Here is a 19,432-nt window from a genome sequence, read left to right on the forward strand (position 1 = left end):
GACTTTTTTAAGTAATTCATGTATTGTACGCAAATTATGCCAGCTAGTATCCCAAAAAGGAATGTGTAAATTAGATTCTCGTTAATCTTCATTTTTGAAAGCATATTTAATTAAGACCGGATTTTCTTCATCCGAATGCGATTGAATGATCCTTCGTTGCTCCTCATTCCGTAGTTTCTTGGGAAATATGTCATCTAAAGGAAGCCCTCCCTCGGGAGTGCAAAGGATAAAGTCCTCTCCGAAGTAGATCGGATACAGTTGCAAACCCTCTTTGGTTCGCTCGAATTGGAGCAGGCCTTGCTTTTTTCGGTCATAAAACAATTGGATATATTTGTTTTTACGAACCACCATAGCGTATCGGTATCTGCTGTTTTGCCCATGCGATTCTATCACATAATTTACGCTCTTGGAGGCATAGGCATCCTTTACGTATTGGATTTTTTCTTGTTGGTTCCTGCCAGAAGGAAACTCCAATTTCTCGATGAATTTACCCCCTAGGTCATAGAAAAAGAGAGCGTTGCTGACGGCGCAGAGTACTACAAGATTCCTGCGGGCTGTATCGATCGTAAAATCAGACAGGTTTAAATACTGCCCCGGGCCATCTCCTTTTTCGTTAAGCGCGAATTGGAAACGTCCCTCCCGGTCGAAAACAAAGATTTGGGATCTTCGATAATCAAGGATATAATATCGGTCCTCAAAAAACTTGATTTGGGTTATACTGCGGATCAGCGATTCCGGCGTTGTCTCCAGTGGGATGACTTGGATATCGGAGAATAGTTCCTTGGTGGAGATATGATCTCTCCTTTCCAGATTCATGGTGATGATATCTGATTCCATATTTCTCTTTTCTTTAGATCCCGTACAAGAAAGAAAAATATGGATATCGCTGAATAGTAAATCAAACTACTCTTCATCTTATTGCTAGATTTAAGTGAAACCAAAATTAGAATATGTAAACGTAAGAAATAAATTATAATATTGGGTCACAAAAAGACGTGTTTTATTTCCCCGAAAAACATCATTGGGAGAAAAGAAATGCTTGTTTGCCTATTTCGGGATAAATCCGTAGCTTTGAACCATTAAAAACAATAGTATATATGAAGGATAACGACTGGAAAGACCGATTGGGCGTGATGTACTCCACCAATCCCGATTTTAAATACGATACCGGCGATACGGAAGAGGAACAAACCTTGCCGAAAGAGAAACAAGCTTTGCGTATTTCATTGGACAAACGGAACCGAGGAGGGAAGATGGTTACCTTGATCACCGGATTCCGGGGCACTTCCGAGGATCTGGCCGCCTTGGGAAAACTCCTGAAGGTGAAATGCGGCGTAGGCGGCTCCGCTAAGGACGGGGAGATAATCATCCAAGGGGACCTGCGCGCCAAAGTATTGGAGATCCTCAGGAAAGAGGGCTATTCGAAAAGCCGTACGATCTAATCCCCGATCGCTATGCTAACCATCTATAGGGCTTCCGCCGGGGCGGGCAAGACGCATAAATTGACAGGGGAGTACCTGATGTTACTCTTCTCCCAGCCGGGTGCTTACCGCCGGATCTTGGCCGTGACGTTTACGAATAAGGCGACGGATGAGATGAAAACCCGTATCGTCCAAGAACTTTATCACCTCGCTTCCGGCCGTGTGTCCGATTATATCCAGCTACTCTCTTCCGCCTATTCCTTGACGGAGCGGCAGGTGAGGGAGCAGGCCCGGAAGATTCTGGTCGCTATCCTGCACGATTACTCCGCCTTTAATATCAGTACGATCGACCGCTTTTTCCAGCAAACGATGCGTGCCTTTACCCGCGAGATCGGTTTGCAAGGCGGCTATGGCATCGAGATGGACCAAGAACTGGTCTTGACCGAGGCGATCGATAACCTGCTGGCCGATCTGGAGAAGCCGGAGAGCAAGGATTTGCTAGGTTGGCTGCTGCGTTTCGCCGAGGACAAGATCGAGGATGGTGGCGGCTGGAGCTTGCGGAAGGATATCATGTCGCTCAGCCGGGAGGTCTTTAAGGAGAGTTATAAGGCATTTAGCGAGGAGGTCGGTAAAGATATCTCGGATAAGCAGGCCCTCGATGCCTATAAGAATGAGCTATACGCCATTATCCGCTCCGTAGAGGCGGAGGCGAAACGTTTAGGAGAGGAGGGAGTGGCGTTGCTGAAACAGTTCGCCTTGCAGCCCTCGGATTTTAAGGGGGGAAGCCGTTCCCCGTTTTTCTATTTCGAGAAGTTGGCGAGAGGTGAGATGAAAGAGCCGACTGCCACGTTCCAAGCTTTGCCGGATAATCCGGATGCCTATACGACCAAGACGACTCCACCGGGCCTCCGGCAGATCATCGGGTGTGTATATGAGGAAGGGTTGAATACCTGCGTAAAGAATATCGTATCCCTGTTCGCCAACCTGACGGCCTATAACACGGCCCGGGAGATCGTGCGTTATTATTATACGTTAGGGATCTTAACCGATATCTCCCGGCAAATCGCCTCTTACCGGGAAGAGAAGAATGTCATGCTGATCGCCGATACGACCGAGTTGCTGAATAAGGTCATCAGTGGCAGCGACGCTCCCTTTATCTACGAGAAGACGGGTACGCACGTGGATCATTATATGATCGATGAGTTCCAAGATACTAGCGGCATGCAGTGGAATAACTTCCGGCCCTTGGTGGAGGAGAGTCTGGCAAATGGCAGGGCGAACCTGATCGTAGGCGACGTGAAGCAAAGTATTTATCGTTTCCGTAACTCGGATTGGAAGCTATTGGACGAGCAAGTCCGCAGGGATTTCGAGGCGGAACAGGTTCGTGAGGACACCCTGATGGATAATTGGCGAAGCTGCCGCCATATCGTGGAGTTTAATAACGCGTTCTTCACCGCCGCTCCGGCGATCCTGCAAGATATATATAATGAAGCGTTGAAAACTTCCTCGTTAAGCGAGGAAGAGCGCACGGCCTTTTTCACGAAGATCGTGACCGCTTACGATAAGAGCATTCAGCGTGTCCCTCCCCCTTTCCGGAAGAAAGACGGACATGTACGGATCGATTTCTTGTCCGGCGATGAGGATAAAGACTGGAAGCAAGAGGCGATGGAACGCTTGCCGGCTACCTTGGAGCGTTTGCAGGATAACGGTTATGCGCTAAAAGACATCGCCATACTCGTGCGTACTAATCAAGAGGGTGCTTTAGTGGCTGATACGTTGCTAGCCTATAAGGAAGAGCATCCGTCCGACCGGTACAATTACGATATCATTTCCGATGATGCCCTGTTCGTGGGCAGTTCCCCGGCAGTCCGTTTCCTGATCGCCGTATTGCGCTATTTGCGAAATCCGGAGGACCGGACGAACAGGAAATTGGCGATGTATGCCTATCAAGTGTTAACCGGGAAATTCGGGGAGAGCGAGGCGGACGAGTCTGTTTTCCAAAACCTTCAGTCTATCTCCCGGCAATCCTTGTACGAGGTAACCGAAGGGCTTTTCCGTAACTTCTCCGCTTACTTTCCAGAAACGGAGCAGGTATTCGTGCAAGCCTTTCTGGATATGGTTTCCGAGTATGCCCAAAAAGAAAGCGCGGATTTGAACCGTTTCTTGAAATGGTGGGACGAGACGGGTTATCGGAAGACGATCGCTACCCCGGATGGTCAAAACGCGATCCGCATCTTGACCGTACATAAATCCAAGGGCTTAGGTTTTAAGGTCGTTATCATTCCTTTCGGGGATTGGGAGATCGATCATAAGCCGACAAAGCCCGTTATCCTTTGGTGCCACCCGGAGAAGAAGCCGTTTGACAGCCTGCACTTAGTTCCTGTCCGTTACGGACAGATCTTGAGTAGCACGATTTTCGCCAAGGATTATTTCAAAGAACGTTTGCATGCTTTCATCGATAACTTGAACACCTTATACGTCGCTTTTACCCGTTCGAAAGAAGAATTGATCGTATTTTCCCCCCGTCCGAGGAAAATCAACAAGGAAGGCAAGGTCGAGAAGGTTGCTTCCATCGCCGATCTATTATGGGCGGGGGTGGAGACGGAGATCGAGGAGGATACGTTTGAAATGGGTGAATGGTGGCATCCGGCTTTGGGTAGAATGTCAGGAGATACCTTAGAGGAAATCCCCATGAACCGCCTGTACTCCGTTTCCCCGGATGATCGTTTGCAATTGCGCCTGCATGGGAAAGGATTCTTTTTCGATAATGCCAGGCGGAAGCACGGTACCTTGATGCATGAGGTATTGAGCCGGATACGTACGCCGAAAGATATCCCCGCTTCGGTCGAAAGTTATCGGTTAGCCGGAGTGATTAATCGGGAGGAAGCTGCGGAGTTGATCAGCCGTCTGGACGGATTATTGCAGGCGGAGGATGTAAAGGCTTGGTATGATGGTTCCGCCCGTGTCTTGAATGAAGTGGATATCCTGTTCGGAAAAGGTTTGTCTAAACGTCCGGACCGGGTTATGATAAAAGAGGGCAAGGTCATTGTCGTGGATTATAAATTTGGCGAACGGCAAGATAAGCGCCATCCTAATCAGGTAAGAAATTATCTGCAATTGATCCGTAAAATGGGTTTCGAGCGGGTCGATGGATACCTTTGGTACGTAGAGTTAGGTAAAATAGAGGCAGTGAATAAGTGATATATTTTTGATATTCGGTAAAAAATGAATATTTTTGCAGATTCTTAGTATAAAACGATACAGTCAAAGAAGAATGAAAGTACATAAAGAAGGAACCGGTTTACTGCTTACGTTGTTTACAATATTATTTATTGTGAATATGACTTTGTACCATACGGTAGGTAAGGGTATGCTGTTTTATTCTGTCGCTTTTGTTTCTACCGTATTGTTCCTATTGGTATTAAACTTCTTCCGCAGTCCTTTCCGAAGGTTTCCTTATGATTCGGAAGGCTTGGTGATCGCTCCCGCCGACGGTACGATCGTCGCCATCGAGGAAGTGATGGAGAACGAGATCCTTCATAAGAAGTGCCTGCAGATATCTATCTTTATGTCTATCTTCAACGTACATGCCAATTGGTTTCCCGTAAACGGTACCGTTAAGCATGTTTCCCACCAGAACGGGCGTTTTATGGCAGCTTATCTGCCGAAGAGCAGTACGGAGAACGAACGTTCGGCGGTCGTGATCACCACGAGAAACGGAGAGGATGTATTGGCTCGCCAGATTGCCGGGGCAATGGCACGCCGCATCGTTACATATGCCAAACCGGGGGAGAAATGTCATGTGGACGAGCAGATGGGGTTTATTAAATTCGGTTCTCGCGTGGATGTCTACCTGCCGGTAGGAACAGAGGTGTTAATAGAGATGGATCAAAAAGTAACAGGCAATCAAACGCCTATAGCCCGTTTGTCAAAATGAGTATAAGAAAACATATTCCCAATACGATTACGTGCCTGAGTCTTCTGTCCGGTTGTATCGCCAGTGTGATGGCGTTGCACGGAGATCTTTTATCTGCGCTGGTCTGGATTATTATAGCCGCGGTCTTTGATTTCTGCGATGGCTTTGCCGCCCGTTTATTGAAGGCTTATTCGCCGATGGGAAAGGAATTGGATTCTCTGTCGGATATGGTAAGTTTCGGTTTTGCTCCGGGCATGGTGGTCTATTGGCTGTTGGGAGAGGCTTCTACGGCTTTGCCTTTTGGCTCTTTGAATACGTATATCCCTTATCTGGCGTTTGTGATCCCTACGTTTTCAGGCTTGCGTTTGGCTAAGTTTAATATTGATGAACGGCAAACTACCTCGTTTATCGGTTTGCCGGTTCCGGCGCATGCTTTGTTTTGGGCTTCGGCGGGGTATTCGGTTTTGCCGATTGTCCATGCGAATGAAGGCTTATTCGTGTTGGTAACTGTTATTTTGGCGTTCATAACCTCCTTGCTGTTGGTGTCTGAGATACCGATGTTCTCGCTGAAGGTGAAATCCTTAGCGTGGAAGGATAATGAGCTTCGCTATATATTGATCGCTTGTGCCATTATTTTCGTGGCGTTATGGGGATTCTTGGGAATCTCCGGAACCATCCTGTTATATATAGTCTTGTCTATTTTTAACAAAAAGGGATAAACAAGAATTCTTATCTTTGTGTTTGTGATAGTAAAGAACCATTTAAGTATCGGATTATGTTTAAATTTTTGTTTGTAATATTCTTTTTCTTTATCCTGTTGGTGTTTCTGATGGGCTTCTCCATCTTGCGTACCTTTAAGAACATCTTTTTTGGTAGCGGAAACAACACTCGTAAGGGAGAACAACGTCGTCAAACAAATAGCAATACTTCCGGGTATCGTTCTACGGCTACTACCACCCGGGACGATGATGATGACCGTACACCCTATGTTCATCGTAAGAAGATATTCGCCAAGGACGAAGGGGAATATGTGGACTACGAGGAAGTAAAATAAAGCTTAGCGTCTTTGTTTGAAGAAACGCCGCATTTCTTCCGAACACTCTTTTTCTAGGATACCTTTTTTGATAATCGCTTTCGGATGGAAGGCTTGAGGGGCGAATTTGGAGAAACCTCTTTTATCATCGGATGCCCCGTATACGATCGTGCTTAATTGTGCCCATCCGATTGCGCCGGCGCACATTACGCAGGGTTCCACGGTTACGTATAGACTGCAATTTGTCAGGTATTTTGCTCCTAAGATTCCGGCGGCGGCCGTAATCGCCAGCATCTCGGCATGTGCGGTTACGTCATTTAAGCATTCGGTTTGATTATGCGCCCTCGCTATGATCTGGTTGTTGCAGACGATGACGGCTCCTACGGGAACCTCACCCTCCGACGCTGCCGCACGAGCTTCCACCAACGCTTGCTTCATGAAATATTCGTCATTGAAAGGATTCATCTTCTCATCTCATTTTCGTTAAAAAGGGTCGGGTAATCCTCCTCCAAGGTCTTGAGGATGTGAGAAAGGATCGTCTCTCGGTACCAGCGGGACTTATTCTCGATCTTGTATTTGGACAGGTAACGTTTCACCGCTTTATGCTCCTCCTCGTTTAGCATGAAGGTGACTTTATGCACTCGGGGATGATTGGGCTGTGCCGTTGAGTATTTACGTCCTTGTCTCATAAGCGCGAATGTACTTATTTTTTCTTTAGGATGTATAAGAAAAAGCACTGCACGGGCTTCGCGGTTTCACTGCACAGGCTTCGCGGTAGTACTGCACGGGCGTTGCAGCAGTACTGCAAGGCGGGTTGCAGTACCGGTGGAGCGGAATGTTCTTGAAAGAAAGAATAATAGTTCGTACCTTTGCCTAAAACGAACGTATGGCAGAACGAAATGACATAGGGAAGGAAGGCGAGGCGATCGCCCGGAAGTACCTCTCGGATCGGGGATTCGAGATCCTTCATTCCAATTGGCATTGGCATCATTATGAGTTGGATATCGTGGCGGTGAAGGAGGACGAGCTGGTCGTGGTGGAGGTGAAGACCCGGGCGGAGGATTTCTTGGTAGATCCGGAAGAGGCGATAGACCGGGGAAAGATCCGGCGGATCGTATCGGCGGCCGATGCCTATGTACGTTTCTATAACGTGGACTTGCCGGTTCGTTTTGATATCATGATCCTGATCGGGGGACGGGGAAATTATCGTGTGGAGCATATTGAGGATGCCTTTTACGCGCCCTGCCGTTAACGTGTTTGTCCGAAAAAAGTACGAAGATATGAATATAGAAGAAGTGCGCGAATACTGCCTTTCCTTACGGAATACCATGGAGTGTTTCCCGTTTGATGAGGTGAACCTTGTGTTCAAGGTGGAGAATAAGATGTTCCTGTTGCTCCCGCTGGATGCGGAAGAGCCTTATGTGGCGGTGAAATGCAGTACGGATTATGTGGAGGAACTGCGAGATCGCTATGCGGCGGTGGTGCCTGCCTACCATTTTAACAAGAAATATTGGAACGGTATTTACCTGGATCGGGATATGGGCGACGATGAGATCAAGCGGTGGATTCTCCATTCCTATCAAGAAGTGATCGCCAAGTTGCCAAAGAAAATAAGGGAGGCGTATCAAGATGAGTATGGAAAATGAGTCTCCCCGTATTTTGCGAGTGGCGGAAACCGCTTCTACGAATAGCTTGCTTCGCGAGCTAAGCGTAAAGGAGTCGCTCCCGGAAGGAAGTGCGGTTATCGCTGATTTCCAGACTGCCGGACGCGGGCAGGTAGGGAATGTATGGGAGTCTGAGGCGGGAAAGAACCTGCTGTTTAGCATGGTCTTGTATCCTACGTGTATCCCGGCGAACCGTCAATTCTTGATTTCCCAGATAGCGGCCTTGAGCGTGAAAGAGACGTTGGATCTATATACAGAGCAGATCGCGGTGAAATGGCCAAACGATGTTTATTGGAAGGATCAGAAGATTTGCGGGATGTTGATTGAGAACGATCTATCGGGGCACAACTTGTATCGCTCCATCATCGGGATCGGCATAAACCTGAATCAAGCGGTGTTCCGCGGCGATGCCCCGAATCCGGTCTCCCTGTTTCAGATAACCGGCAAGGAGGTAAGTCGGGAAGAGGTTTTGGACCGTTTCCTCTCAATATTCTATCGCTATTATTTATCTCTCCTCCAAGAGGAATACGAGGATATTCGTACCCGCTATCAATCCGCATTGTATAGAAAGGAGGGCTATCATGCCTATAGGGATGAGGCGGGAGAATTCGAGGCCCGCATTCATGATATAGAGCCTACCGGTCATCTTTTGTTGGCATTGCGGGATGGAAGCATCCGTCGTTATGCTTTTAAGGAAGTATCTTGCCGCTAGTGATCTTTGCATATTATTAATGTACACGTACATATTATATATATTCATGTTGATGAATGGCCGGGGGATTAGGCTTGGCCTTGGCCGGCGAATAACTTGCGTGAAGTAAGGGGGAAGCCGGTGGAATGGGCGGTTCGTAGTTATAATCCGCCATTTTGTAATGAATAGCCTATTTGATTGATAAGAAAGCGTGTATGCTAACAAAAAAATAATAGGGAAGATTTGTGCGAATCAAAGAAATGCGTACCTTTGCAAATGATGAATAAAGTCGGTTGCCATTGTTATGGTTTTATAAAGGCAACCTAATGAAAGAGCTTATTACACTTTAGTATTAATATTAAATTATTTAATTATGAACAAAAAGTTTTCTACTCTTTTGGCTGGTGCTGCATTCTTGAGTGCGGTAACAGTTAATGCGCAGACAACGCCGGCACAAAATGCTTTGCCTACGGCAAAGGGTGCCTATTCGATCGGAAAGCTGGTTGAAGGTGCAAACGCTGGCCTTTTCCAATTGAAGGATGATGCCTCTGATAAGGTTTTGTCTATGGACGAAGAAGGTGAATTGTCTTTGGTTCCGGCTACTGATTCTTCTAACGGTTTAGCAAATACACTTTGGTGTGTTTCTGTTTCTTCCGAAAATCAAGGTCAAGCTCCTAAGTTCGACTTCATGAACAAGGGTACGGGCCGTATGTTGGATATCACAATGGCTGAGCTTGCAAAACAAGCGGCTCAGGTTGATCAAGAGGCTACAACAGGTGGCGAGATCGCAGGTTGGGCGTTCTCTAGAACTATCAAGAAGTTGGAAGGTGAAAGACCTTTGTTCTCTTACTTTACGAGCGACTCTGTTGTTGGTTTTACTACTCCAGATGGTAAGGTAAAGGTTCAAAAGTGGGCAGCTAAGGATGTTACAAACACAACTTTCGCTACATTCACATTGCAAGCACCCGGACAAGTTTACTTGAGCGCAAGCGAGTTGAATACTATCTTTGGCAACCAAAAAGCTGACAATGGTGTTAAACTAGGTTTCAACAAGGATATCTTAGGTACTACTTTGAAGAATCCGTTCAACGCTAATAAGTTCGTAGCGACTGAATCAGAAGATGGCGTTTATTTGTATGTGTCTGATGTTAAGAAAGAGTCTTTCTTGAAAGTGGATACAGCTTATACGAATGAGACTGGTTACAAGTTCTTAGCTTATAACTGGACGAAAAAAGGTGAGAGTAGTACAGCTTTAGACGCTGTAAAAGAAAGTGCTATCGAAGATCAACACAAGTTCGCTTTCCTTTATTCTCCTGCTTATGACAGCTTGTATATCTATGTAAAACAAATTACATGGAAAGAAGATGGCGTTAAATATTGGAAAGATGCTGCTGCAAATACTGGTGCTAACTGGCGTGTTTCTTTGCAAGACTTGATCAAGAACGAAACTCGTATCTTGACGGTTGACAGCAAGGATCAAAATACTCACATCACTTTAGGTTATGCAGGATGTACAGCTGTAGAGTCTACGAAGACAACTATCGCTGATGGCGTTTATTTGATTAAGAACGCTAAGACTGGTAAGTATTTGGCATCTCCTATCTATAACAATGGCAAAAATTCAGAGTGGGTTTCTTTAGATTTGCAAGATGCTACTCATATGCCTGCTTATCAATGGGTTGTGTTGAAGAAGAATGTAACAGATAAGAACAATGTATCCCCGGTTGAGGCTACTAACCGTGAGTTTGCTAATATTAATATTCCTTCAGTACAATTGAACAAATTACCGGGTGCTTCTTATATGTATGTAACAGCTAATGTTACTGGTTTCTATACTACAGCAGACTCTTTGCAATTTATCCCTGTTGCTAAAGAAATCTATACTAACAAGTATTTAGGTTACAAGCATTTGACTAATGATGAGCTGATTACTAACAAGTATACATTTAACTACTGGCATCCATACGCATCTGATAAGTTTATCGATGTTAAGGACTCTACGATGAATGTATTGAAAGGTAAGAAAGCGTTCACAATCAAATCTTCTTACAAAGAGCATGCTTATGGTTTCGATGCTTCTAGAGTAAATGCTAAGAACGGACGTATCCCAGGTTTGGCTCAGTTGGTAAGATCTATGTATATCATCATGGATGGTGATAAGACATTCCGTAACCATGAAAGAGCTGTTGAGAACAAGTATATCTTAAGCAAGCATTATGCTAACACAAGCGCAGACTCTGTTTACTTCAAGGAAAATAACCATATCGAAGGTACACATTACTATGCTATTGTTGAAGCTACAGCAGATGGCTTGATTATTACTGATAAGCAAGAAAAAGCTGGTGTATCTGACTATGATGCTACTGCTACATTGAAAGCTCAGGTATTGGGTGAGACTCGTACTTCTGCGTTCGCTATCGCTCCGGACAACACTCCGTTGTATCGTCAGTTCAATAACGCTCTTCTTGGTGAGAACGCTAATAACGCTGCTGACAGCTTGATGTTTAGAGAAACAATCCGTAAGGAGTATTTGATGGACGAGCATAACAACAACTTGTTAGGTTCTGTTGATTACGCTGGTATCTGGAATGAGGATAAAGCTAATGGTAAGTTAGCGTTCCGTATTGACACTGCATGGTTGAATCGTGGTGCTGGCAACGTTAAACCTCAATATTTGGTATCTGCTTATCGTGAGTTGATCGAAGGTGAGAGAATCATTCCTTGTACAGAGGATGGTAAGCACATTACGGCTGACGGTAAGGTTACAGATGATCCTTCTCAATGCGTACACGCTATCCACGTGAAGACTCCGGCCTTCATCTATGGTAAGTACTTGGTTAACTTCTCAGACTCTGCTGCTGCTTGCGAAGAGAAACTTAATCCGTACTTGTTCAATACGAAAGCTGTTTCTAACAGTAGCTACACTCGCGTAGGTTTCGTTCCTGCCGTTCAATATGGTGACTCTTTGTATGTCTTGACAGGCAAATACAGAGGTATGACTGCCGCTGAGTTGAAGAATATCGGTATCGAGGCAATCCGTGCGGACTACGAGAAGAACTATGCTGGCTTCATCAACAAGTTGACAGGTGACAAGCACAAGAATGTAACATGGTCATTCCGTTATGTAAATCCGGATAAGGCTGCTTTGGCTTATGTGGATGGTGAAGAAGGTGAGAACAACTCATTCTTGATCGAGTCTAACGTATATGGTGCAAATGATAATCAATATCAGACTGTTCATGGTGACTTGGCTAAAGCAATCGCTCCTACAGCAGGTGCTGCTTGGTTGAAGATGCACAATGGTTGCTTGGTATTGACAGATGCTAGCTCTAGATTTGATGCTGCTAAGACAGGTGGTGACGGTGCATTGGTATTCAACGCATTCCCGAAAACTGACGCTGACGATATGGTAACTTCTAACGATGAGGTTTCTGTAGAAGGTGTATCTGTAGTAGCTGGTAACGGTACTGTAACTGTTCAGGGTGCTGCTGGTAAGTCTGTAGTTATCACTAACATCTTAGGTAAGGTTGTTGCTGAGACAGTTCTTACTTCAGACAACGCAACTATCGCTGTACCTGCTGGTATCGTAGCTGTAGCTGTTGAGGGTGAAGAGGCTGTTAAGACTATCGTTAAATAAGTAGAAAACTGATCGAATTTCCGTAAGGAAAGACACAGTTCATAAGATAGAGCCCCGTCGATGTATTTCGGCGGGGCTTTTGTGCGTTGTACTATTTGCATTTATGCTTAAGGAAGTGGGTTTTGTCCCAATAACCTAGTGGATATGAATTACGATGAATAAATCTCCCTAGAATGAAAGGCCGTTTTTCGATAAAGGATTGTCATGCAGATGATTGCCGAAATTTTTCCTCATATTTGCGCACGAACTGTCCGTATGTCCGGAAAAATCGATTCTCCGGGAGTTGATATTACAAATTGTCAAAATGCTAATTGTAGAGCTTCCTTAAAAGTGGAAGCTTGGCTTGTTTAAAACTTCGTTATCATTTCCAAAAAAACACCTATATACCAGCCTTATAACTCTCTATTTGATTTATTCTGCTTATATTTGCGAGTTATCAACAGTTAGGGCGATTTATCAACAAAACAAGCATTGTTTTGATTGAACCCTGTTCGGTTCAGTTTTTAATGTTTAGTTTTGCTCTCGAATTAATTAGGTATAGTATGGGAAAGATTATCGCTTTAGCAAATCAGAAGGGTGGAGTCGGGAAGACAACCACCACGATTAATCTGGCTGCGTCATTGGCCGCCCTTGAGAAAAAGGTGCTGGTCGTAGACGCTGATCCGCAGGCGAATGCCTCATCCGGTCTGGGTGTGGACATACGTAATGTAGAACTTTCTATTTATGAATGTCTGGTGAACGGTGAGGATGCGACTGGCGCTATCACACAGACAGAAGTGGAAGGACTGGATATCATCCCCTCTCATATCGATTTGGTGGGAGCGGAGATCGAGATGCTAAACTTGGAGAATCGTGAACGGATCTTGAAGCAGATTTTGACACCGCTGAAAGAGAAGTACGATTTCATCCTGATCGACTGTTCTCCTTCTTTGGGATTGATAACCGTGAATGCCTTGACAGCCGCCGATTCGGTGATCATCCCGGTACAATGCGAGTATTTCGCTTTGGAAGGTATCAGTAAGCTGTTGAATACGATCAAGATTATCAAATCGAAGCTGAATCCGGCGCTGGAGATAGAGGGATTCCTCTTGACTATGTATGATTCCCGCCTGCGTTTGGCAAACCAGATTTATGAGGAAGTGAAACGTCCGTTCCGTGATTTGGTATTTACTACCGTGATCCAACGAAACGTGAAGTTGAGCGAGGCTTCCAGTTACGGTAAACCTGTCCTGTTGTATGATGCGGATTCGAAGGGATCTATCAACCATATGCAATTGGCGCAGGAGATTGTTGAAAAAAATAAAGGATTATGGCAGCATTAAAAAGATCGGCGTTAGGCCGTGGATTAGACGCGTTAATTACGATGGATGAGCTGAAGACAAACGGTTCATCGTCTATTAGTGAGATCGAGTTAAGCAAGATCCAGCCTAATCCGGAGCAACCTCGATCCATCTTTGAGGAAGAGACCTTGGAGGAGTTGGCTACCTCTATCCGCTCGTTAGGCGTGATACAGCCGATTACGTTGAAGGAAATCGGCCCCGAGCAATATATGATCATCTCTGGCGAACGCCGTTATCGTGCGTCGCTTAAAGCGGGTTTGGAGCGTATCCCCGCTTATATCAAGACAGCCGCCGATGAGAACGTGGTGGAGATGGCCTTGATAGAGAATATCCAGCGAGAGGACTTGAACTCTATCGAAATTGCGTTAGCTTATCAAAAATTAATCGATAATTACGGCTTGACTCAAGAGGGGCTGAGCGAAAGGGTTGGAAAGAAGCGTGCTACGATCGCTAATTACCTTCGTTTATTGAAACTTCCGGCCGAGATCCAAGTAGGTTTGAAGGATAAGAAGATCGATATGGGACATGCCCGGGCATTGATCCCAGTGGATGACCCGGAGGTTCAATTAGCTTTATATGAGCAGATATTGGCTCAAGGGCTCTCCGTTCGTAACGTGGAGGAGATGGTGCGTAATATAGCCGAGGGAATACAACCTGAATTGCCGGAAAGGAAAAAATCGGATCGTAAGCCGATACTTCCGGAAGAGTTTAAATTGCTGAAAGATCATTTGTCTCGTTACTTCAATACGAAAGTCCAGTTGACTTGTAATGAAAAGGGAAAAGGTAAAATTACGATTCCCTTCGCCACGGAAGAAGAGTTGGAGCAATTGATCGGGTTACTGGATAAGTTGAAATGAGAAATCGAATCATACTCCTTTTGATCGGATTCATATGCTATGCCGGGATGGGTAACGCACAGGAGGATAAGACGGAGAAAGTCATTCCTACTATAGTCTCCGATTCTGTGGAGGTAGCTGCCCCGGATTCTACCGTACATGCCGTCTTGATGGCGGCCGATTCGGTGGGTGTACCGGAAGTGAAGATGAAACTGGCATTTAAGCCGAATCCGACAAAAGCGGTCTTGTTCGCCTTGGTACCGGGTCTAGGACAGATCTATAACCGGAAATATTGGAAATTACCGATTGTTTATGGTGGCTTGATGGGATGTATGTATGCCGTGACTTGGAATAATAAGAATTATAAGGATTATTCGACGGCTTATAAAGATATCGTGTATGATGCCGCTAAGAATCTCGAAAATCCGGATGCTTGGAGTAAAAGTTGGCAAGACTTGACATCCATGGATCCTAAGGATGCGATTAATAATTCCAATTTCAAGGATCAATTGAAAAGACAGAAGGATTATTTTCGTCGATATAGAGACTTAAGTATAATTATTACGGTCGGGGTGTATGCGTTGAGTATCGTGGATGCTTACGTGGATGCCCAATTATTCGATTTTGATATATCACCGGATTTATCCTTGCATTTGGAGCCGGTTGTTAGTCCGAAGACGAGTGTCACGCCTCGTACTTACGGATTGAATTGCAGTCTAAAATTCTGATATCACATGAAAAGATACCTGCTAGCACTCATTTGTTTAAATGGTTTGGTCTCATTAGTCTATGCGCAGGAAGAGACCCGAATTGAGGAAAAAGATACCTTAAGCTCGCTAGAGTCTGAGGTAGGATTGATTCCGGAAAGCTTGGATGCGAACGTGGATAGTTTGCTCCGTACTTGGCATGTGCAATATTTCTCAAAAAGAGAGGACTTTTGCCATGACGATGATGAGAATGTTTATTTCTCGGATTCGGTCTATATGGATCGCCTCTCCAGATTGCCTAGTGTGATCGCTTTGCCCTATAATAACATCGTGCGTGATTGCATTGACTTATATGCGGAACGTAAGCGAAATCTCGTGCGTTATATGCTAGGGATGGCAGATTTTTATTTTCCGATCATTGAGCAGGTGCTGGATGAGCATGACTTGCCTATTGAATTGAAATATCTCGCCGTTGTGGAAAGTGCCTTGAATCCAGTTGCCCTTTCTCGTGTAGGTGCTTGCGGTTTATGGCAATTCATGCTTCCTACGGGTAAGAGCTATGGCTTGGAGATTAATAGCTTGGTGGATGAGCGTCGGGATCCCTTGAAAGCGACCGAGGCCGCCTGTAAGTATTTCAAGGATATGTATGCCATCTATGGGGACTGGAATTTGGTGTTGGCTTCTTATAATTGCGGGCCGGGTAACGTGAATAAAGCGATTCGTCGTTCGGGTGGCAAGACGGACTTCTGGGATATCTTTCCTTATTTACCGAAAGAGACTCGTTCGTATGTCCCTTTATTTATCGCTGCCAATTACGTCATGAATTATTATTGCGAGCATAACATCTGTCCGATGCAAACTAGCTTGCCGCTTGCCACGGATACGGTAATGGTGAATAATGTCCTACATTTGCAGCAGGTGTCGGATTTATTGCAAGTAGATATTGAGACATTGCGTGCGTTAAATCCACAATATAAAAGAGACATTGTTCCGGGCAATACCCGCCCTTCGGTTTTGAAGTTACCTGCGGCGGAAACCTATGCTTTTATCGGTAAAGAAGATACGGTTTATACGCATCGGATCGAGGAGCTGTTGGCGAATTGCATTTCCGCAAATAATTCTAATGGCACTTTACCAAGTGGTGCGACCCGTGAAAAAATCACCCACGTGGTATTGAGTGGTGAGAATCTTTATACGATCGCTAATCGTTATGGCGTGACAGCAAAAGATATCCGTAAATGGAACGGACTAGGCTCCAACCGGGTAGCGAAAGGAAAACGGTTAAGACTATATGTGGATAATGGGGGTGTCGCTTTTGCCTCGGCTACCAAGACTCCGGTGAAATCAACTGTGACAACAACGAAAAAGTCGGCTTCTGCCGCTACAAAACAGATTGTTTCCACCAATAAAGATTTTGTCTCTTATAAGGTTAAGTCAGGAGATTCGCTTTATTCGATTTCCAAGAGATATCCCGGGGTTACCGCTTCTTCCTTACAAAAGGTGAATGGACTGTCTAGTCCGGATATCCGTCCGGGCCAAGTACTGAAGATACCGGTAGGATGATCATTCGGGGATAATTCGTCTTTAACTCTTTTTTTTCGCTTTCTTCGTGCACTGGAGAAGGATGTGAATGATTTTTTATTCCTTTGTATACGTAAAAAAGATACAATCGTATGGGGGCATTGGATGAAAAGATATCAGTGGTCAAGGCTAAACCTTGGTTGGTCAGTTTGGTTTGCGCAGTGTTTATCGCCTATCCGAATTTGGCATGGATCTTTTGTGATATGAGCTATCTGGCTCCGAACGATCATCAAGGATTTTTGCTCTTCTTTGGGTTCCGTTTTCTTTTCTTTTGGGGACTTATTTGGTTTTTGCTGAAAAGTAACTTGAGGCACGAGGATTGTACCTCCTTCTTCGAGCGGTTGCTCTGGAATGCCCTGTACGTTTCCGGAGGCTTTGTTGTCTATAAATTGATCTCCTTCCTGACTGTTAGTTATGATCGTTTTTTGAGTATCATTATCTTCCAGTTTATCGTGTTGGCGTTGTTATGTACCTTGATCGGCTATATACAAATGCTATATCACAATCAACGGGAAAAGGATCAATTGATCGAGAATCTGCGTGTCGAGAATTTGCAGAGCCGCTGCGATGCATTGGTGAACCAGATCAATCCGCATTTCTTTTTCAATTCATTGAATGGAATCTCCTCCTTGATACGGAAGAAAAACGATGAGAATACTTTGTTGTATGTTACGAAATTGTCCGATATATTCCGTTATATCCTTCAGAGTGATAAAAAGAATTTGGTACCACTGTCGGAGGAACTTGCGTTTATAGAGGCTTTTCAGCATGTAATGGTAGTCCGTTTCGCCAATAAGTTGACTTTTACGATCGAAGTTCCTGAGGATAAGCGGAACTTGAGAATTCCTGTATTATCTTTGCTTCCGTTGGTAGAGAACGTGACGGTACATAATATTATAGACAGCGAGCACCGGATGAATATCTTGATCCGGCTGAATGAGCGAATGGAACTGGTTGTTTCTAATCCAATCTATCCGAAATTGACCTTACCGGATACGAATGGAACCGGGCTTAAGAATCTGGAGAATCGTTTCTTGCTATTAATGAATAAACAAATACGGGTAGAATCTAATGAGGATGAGTTTCAGGTATACCTACCCCTAAAATGATGTTATATGAGAATACTGATCGTAGAGGACGAGACTGCCGCTTATGAGAACTTAGCGGATATGTTGGTTACAATAGATCCCACGATTGAGATCATGGGAAATACGGAGAGTGTCCGGCAAACGGTACGTTGGCTGCAAGCCAATCCGAGGCCGGATTTGATTTTTATGGATATTCATTTATCGGACGGTTCCGCTTTCGCTATTTTTGACCAGATAGAGGTGGAGGCACCGATTATCTTTACTACGGCGTACGATCAATATGCGATCGACGCTTTCAAAGTAAACAGCATAGACTATATCTTGAAGCCGATTAAGCCGGAAGAATTGAAACGGGCATTAGATAAGTTTAGCCGATGGAATCATCAAGATATCATCCATTATTTATCCCAATTAACACAGTTGTCTACTACTCCTAAATACAAGGATAAACTACTGATTCCTATTAAGGATAAATTGTTGCCTATTAGCTTGAAAGATGTGTCTTGTTTCTATACGGCTGATAAGAATACATATGTTTATTTAAAGACTGGTAATTCGTATCCATATGCTAAAACATTGGAACAGATAATTTCTTCTTTAAGTCCTGCTGATTTTATTCGTGCGAATAAACAATTCATCATTTCTCGTGATAGCGTGAAGGATATAACAATTTGGTTTGATAGCCGTTTGCTTGTTACTTTGGATATAGAAGTGCCTGAGCGTATATATATTAGTAAAAATAAAGCATCCGAGTTTAAGTCTTGGATAGTAAGTGTTTCTTAGCCATATTCGTGTTCAATCCCCATTTTTTCCTTTTCGTCAACAATCAGAAACTTCCTATTCGATAATTCTTCATCTTTGCAATACAAACAAGGAGATACATCAATAAGATGTAAGTTGAAATTTTGATGTTAATCCGAGTTTTATCATACACATTAGATAGGTTAATAGGTTTGTAAAAAAGGATTAGTCCGAAACAAAAGAATGTTTAGGCTATCTTCTCTAAAATGAATGTTTGTTTTGTGAATGGTTTTGTAATAGGTAAATTGTAGGTATTATGAGAAAGTTAATTATGGCAGTAGCGGTTTTGGGAATGAGTGCTACAATGAATTTTGCGAAAGCGCAATGTGTGAATGAATATGGGAATAAAGAACCGTTTGCGGTAGAGTTTAGCAGATTGAGTTCTTATCTAGGATTGGCTCCTTCCCAAATGGAGGAGGTACTTAACATTAATGATTATTTTGTACGAGAACAAAGGAAGAGTTTGAGAAAAGACCTGAGGCGTCAGGATGAACGATTGCAAAAGGCCGTGTATGGCAATTTGAAGCTGATGAAAGAGGCATTGACTGCCGATCAGTATCGCAAGTATGTCATATTGTTAAATGTAACTAACAACAATAACCGATTAACCGGAGCTGTGACATTTGCGGATATCTATTTGGCTGAGAATAAATGAGTGTAACCTTGGCTCGATGTGATGTTGATTAGAAAGGCGATCCTTGTGTCGAACAGGGATCG

19 protein-coding genes are annotated in these 19,432 nt (G+C 44.3%); 16 read left to right on the plus strand and 3 right to left on the minus strand.

Features of this window, described 5'->3' with window-relative positions; genetic code table 11:
• Nucleotides 1–81: 81 nt before the first annotated feature.
• Nucleotides 82–837, minus strand: coding sequence for a 6-bladed beta-propeller (locus E5342_RS03500; RefSeq protein WP_135958833.1), 756 nt, complete (start codon nt 835–837; stop codon nt 82–84).
• Nucleotides 838–1,097: 260 nt separating this feature from the next.
• On the opposite strand from E5342_RS03500, the gene E5342_RS03505 reads away from it, so the two are divergent.
• The 5 genes from E5342_RS03505 to E5342_RS03525 all read left to right on the plus strand — a co-directional run bounded on the left by E5342_RS03505 (nt 1,098) and on the right by E5342_RS03525 (nt 6,391).
• Nucleotides 1,098–1,442, plus strand: coding sequence for a translation initiation factor (locus E5342_RS03505; protein ID WP_121737200.1), 345 nt, complete (start codon nt 1,098–1,100; stop codon nt 1,440–1,442).
• Between the two features lie 12 nt (nt 1,443–1,454).
• Nucleotides 1,455–4,622 (plus strand): UvrD-helicase domain-containing protein, encoded by a 3,168-nt coding sequence (locus tag E5342_RS03510; RefSeq protein ID WP_135958834.1) that lies wholly within the window; start codon nt 1,455–1,457, stop codon nt 4,620–4,622.
• A 73-nt stretch (nt 4,623–4,695) separates the two neighbouring features.
• The gene (locus E5342_RS03515; protein WP_121737202.1) at nt 4,696–5,358 is read left to right on the plus strand and encodes a phosphatidylserine decarboxylase family protein; all 663 of its coding nucleotides are present in this window, start codon (nt 4,696–4,698) and stop codon (nt 5,356–5,358) included.
• Nucleotides 5,355–6,056, plus strand: coding sequence for a CDP-alcohol phosphatidyltransferase family protein (locus E5342_RS03520; protein WP_121737203.1), 702 nt, complete (start codon nt 5,355–5,357; stop codon nt 6,054–6,056). The genes E5342_RS03515 and E5342_RS03520 overlap by 4 nt, the downstream gene beginning before the upstream one ends.
• A 56-nt stretch (nt 6,057–6,112) precedes the next feature.
• Nucleotides 6,113–6,391, plus strand: coding sequence for a DUF4834 family protein (locus tag E5342_RS03525; protein ID WP_121737204.1), 279 nt, complete (start codon nt 6,113–6,115; stop codon nt 6,389–6,391).
• Nucleotides 6,392–6,394: 3 nt separating this feature from the next.
• Here E5342_RS03525 and E5342_RS03530 read toward each other — a convergent pair whose 3' ends face one another.
• A complete protein-coding gene (locus E5342_RS03530; protein WP_121737205.1) occupies nt 6,395–6,835 on the minus strand; it encodes a nucleoside deaminase in 441 nt (146 codons plus the stop codon).
• Nucleotides 6,832–7,059 carry a hypothetical protein gene (locus E5342_RS03535; RefSeq protein WP_135958835.1) on the minus strand — a complete coding sequence of 76 codons (228 nt, stop codon included), beginning with the start codon at nt 7,057–7,059 and terminating at the stop codon, nt 6,832–6,834. The genes E5342_RS03530 and E5342_RS03535 overlap by 4 nt, the downstream gene beginning before the upstream one ends.
• A 197-nt stretch (nt 7,060–7,256) precedes the next feature.
• Here E5342_RS03535 and E5342_RS03540 point away from each other — a divergent pair, with 197 nt between their 5' ends.
• The 11 genes from E5342_RS03540 (at nt 7,257) to E5342_RS03590 (ending at nt 19,370) form a co-directional block, all read left to right on the plus strand.
• The gene (locus E5342_RS03540) at nt 7,257–7,622 is read left to right on the plus strand and encodes a YraN family protein (RefSeq protein ID WP_121737207.1); all 366 of its coding nucleotides are present in this window, start codon (nt 7,257–7,259) and stop codon (nt 7,620–7,622) included.
• Between the two features lie 28 nt (nt 7,623–7,650).
• A complete protein-coding gene (locus E5342_RS03545; protein WP_121737208.1) occupies nt 7,651–8,016 on the plus strand; it encodes an MmcQ/YjbR family DNA-binding protein in 366 nt (121 codons plus the stop codon).
• Complete coding sequence (locus E5342_RS03550; protein WP_135958836.1) at nt 8,000–8,746, plus strand: biotin--[acetyl-CoA-carboxylase] ligase; 747 nt, start codon at nt 8,000–8,002, stop codon at nt 8,744–8,746. The genes E5342_RS03545 and E5342_RS03550 overlap by 17 nt, the downstream gene beginning before the upstream one ends.
• 352 nt (nt 8,747–9,098) lie before the next feature.
• The gene (locus tag E5342_RS03555; RefSeq protein ID WP_135958837.1) at nt 9,099–12,362 is read left to right on the plus strand and encodes a DUF6383 domain-containing protein; all 3,264 of its coding nucleotides are present in this window, start codon (nt 9,099–9,101) and stop codon (nt 12,360–12,362) included.
• A 542-nt stretch (nt 12,363–12,904) separates the two neighbouring features.
• Entirely contained in the window at nt 12,905–13,684 is a 780-nt protein-coding gene (locus E5342_RS03560) for a ParA family protein (RefSeq protein ID WP_121737010.1), read from the plus strand.
• Nucleotides 13,672–14,559: a ParB/RepB/Spo0J family partition protein gene (locus tag E5342_RS03565; protein WP_135958838.1), complete on the plus strand. Its 888-nt coding sequence runs from the start codon at nt 13,672–13,674 to the stop codon at nt 14,557–14,559. The genes E5342_RS03560 and E5342_RS03565 overlap by 13 nt, the downstream gene beginning before the upstream one ends.
• A complete protein-coding gene (locus E5342_RS03570) occupies nt 14,556–15,266 on the plus strand; it encodes a DUF5683 domain-containing protein (protein WP_121737008.1) in 711 nt (236 codons plus the stop codon). The genes E5342_RS03565 and E5342_RS03570 overlap by 4 nt, the downstream gene beginning before the upstream one ends.
• A gap of 6 nt (nt 15,267–15,272) precedes the next feature.
• Nucleotides 15,273–16,808, plus strand: coding sequence for a lytic transglycosylase domain-containing protein (locus E5342_RS03575; RefSeq protein ID WP_135958839.1), 1,536 nt, complete (start codon nt 15,273–15,275; stop codon nt 16,806–16,808).
• Between the two features lie 110 nt (nt 16,809–16,918).
• Nucleotides 16,919–17,935 carry a sensor histidine kinase gene (locus tag E5342_RS03580; RefSeq protein ID WP_121737006.1) on the plus strand — a complete coding sequence of 339 codons (1,017 nt, stop codon included), beginning with the start codon at nt 16,919–16,921 and terminating at the stop codon, nt 17,933–17,935.
• Nucleotides 17,936–17,941: 6 nt separating this feature from the next.
• Complete coding sequence (locus E5342_RS03585) at nt 17,942–18,697, plus strand: LytR/AlgR family response regulator transcription factor (protein ID WP_121737005.1); 756 nt, start codon at nt 17,942–17,944, stop codon at nt 18,695–18,697.
• 274 nt (nt 18,698–18,971) lie between these two features.
• On the plus strand, nt 18,972–19,370 hold the full coding sequence (locus E5342_RS03590; RefSeq protein ID WP_135958840.1) for a hypothetical protein: 399 nt from the start codon (nt 18,972–18,974) through the stop codon (nt 19,368–19,370).
• The last annotated feature ends 62 nt before the right edge of the window (nt 19,371–19,432 follow it).

It is taken from the genome of Parabacteroides distasonis (assembly GCF_004793765.1).
Classification (GTDB): Bacteria; Bacteroidota; Bacteroidia; order Bacteroidales; family Tannerellaceae; genus Parabacteroides; species Parabacteroides distasonis_A.

Bases quoted from the DNA above. Each gene is read 5' to 3' on its own strand.
- E5342_RS03540 (WP_121737207.1), top strand. From the start codon at position 7,257: ATGGCAGAACGAAATGACATAGGGAAGGAAGGCGAGGCGATCGCCCGG.
- E5342_RS03565 (WP_135958838.1), top strand. From the start codon at position 13,672: ATGGCAGCATTAAAAAGATCGGCGTTAGGCCGTGGATTAGACGCGTTA.
- E5342_RS03515 (WP_121737202.1), top strand. From the start codon at position 4,696: ATGAAAGTACATAAAGAAGGAACCGGTTTACTGCTTACGTTGTTTACA.
- E5342_RS03590 (WP_135958840.1), top strand. From the start codon at position 18,972: ATGAGAAAGTTAATTATGGCAGTAGCGGTTTTGGGAATGAGTGCTACA.
- E5342_RS03580 (WP_121737006.1), top strand. From the start codon at position 16,919: ATGGGGGCATTGGATGAAAAGATATCAGTGGTCAAGGCTAAACCTTGG.
- E5342_RS03530 (WP_121737205.1), bottom strand. From the start codon at position 6,835: ATGAATCCTTTCAATGACGAATATTTCATGAAGCAAGCGTTGGTGGAA.
- E5342_RS03535 (WP_135958835.1), bottom strand. From the start codon at position 7,059: ATGAGACAAGGACGTAAATACTCAACGGCACAGCCCAATCATCCCCGA.
- E5342_RS03550 (WP_135958836.1), top strand. From the start codon at position 8,000: ATGAGTATGGAAAATGAGTCTCCCCGTATTTTGCGAGTGGCGGAAACC.
- E5342_RS03505 (WP_121737200.1), top strand. From the start codon at position 1,098: ATGAAGGATAACGACTGGAAAGACCGATTGGGCGTGATGTACTCCACC.
- E5342_RS03545 (WP_121737208.1), top strand. From the start codon at position 7,651: ATGAATATAGAAGAAGTGCGCGAATACTGCCTTTCCTTACGGAATACC.
- E5342_RS03520 (WP_121737203.1), top strand. From the start codon at position 5,355: ATGAGTATAAGAAAACATATTCCCAATACGATTACGTGCCTGAGTCTT.
- E5342_RS03525 (WP_121737204.1), top strand. From the start codon at position 6,113: ATGTTTAAATTTTTGTTTGTAATATTCTTTTTCTTTATCCTGTTGGTG.
- E5342_RS03585 (WP_121737005.1), top strand. From the start codon at position 17,942: ATGAGAATACTGATCGTAGAGGACGAGACTGCCGCTTATGAGAACTTA.
- E5342_RS03555 (WP_135958837.1), top strand. From the start codon at position 9,099: ATGAACAAAAAGTTTTCTACTCTTTTGGCTGGTGCTGCATTCTTGAGT.
- E5342_RS03500 (WP_135958833.1), bottom strand. From the start codon at position 837: ATGGAATCAGATATCATCACCATGAATCTGGAAAGGAGAGATCATATC.
- E5342_RS03575 (WP_135958839.1), top strand. From the start codon at position 15,273: ATGAAAAGATACCTGCTAGCACTCATTTGTTTAAATGGTTTGGTCTCA.
- E5342_RS03510 (WP_135958834.1), top strand. From the start codon at position 1,455: ATGCTAACCATCTATAGGGCTTCCGCCGGGGCGGGCAAGACGCATAAA.
- E5342_RS03570 (WP_121737008.1), top strand. From the start codon at position 14,556: ATGAGAAATCGAATCATACTCCTTTTGATCGGATTCATATGCTATGCC.
- E5342_RS03560 (WP_121737010.1), top strand. From the start codon at position 12,905: ATGGGAAAGATTATCGCTTTAGCAAATCAGAAGGGTGGAGTCGGGAAG.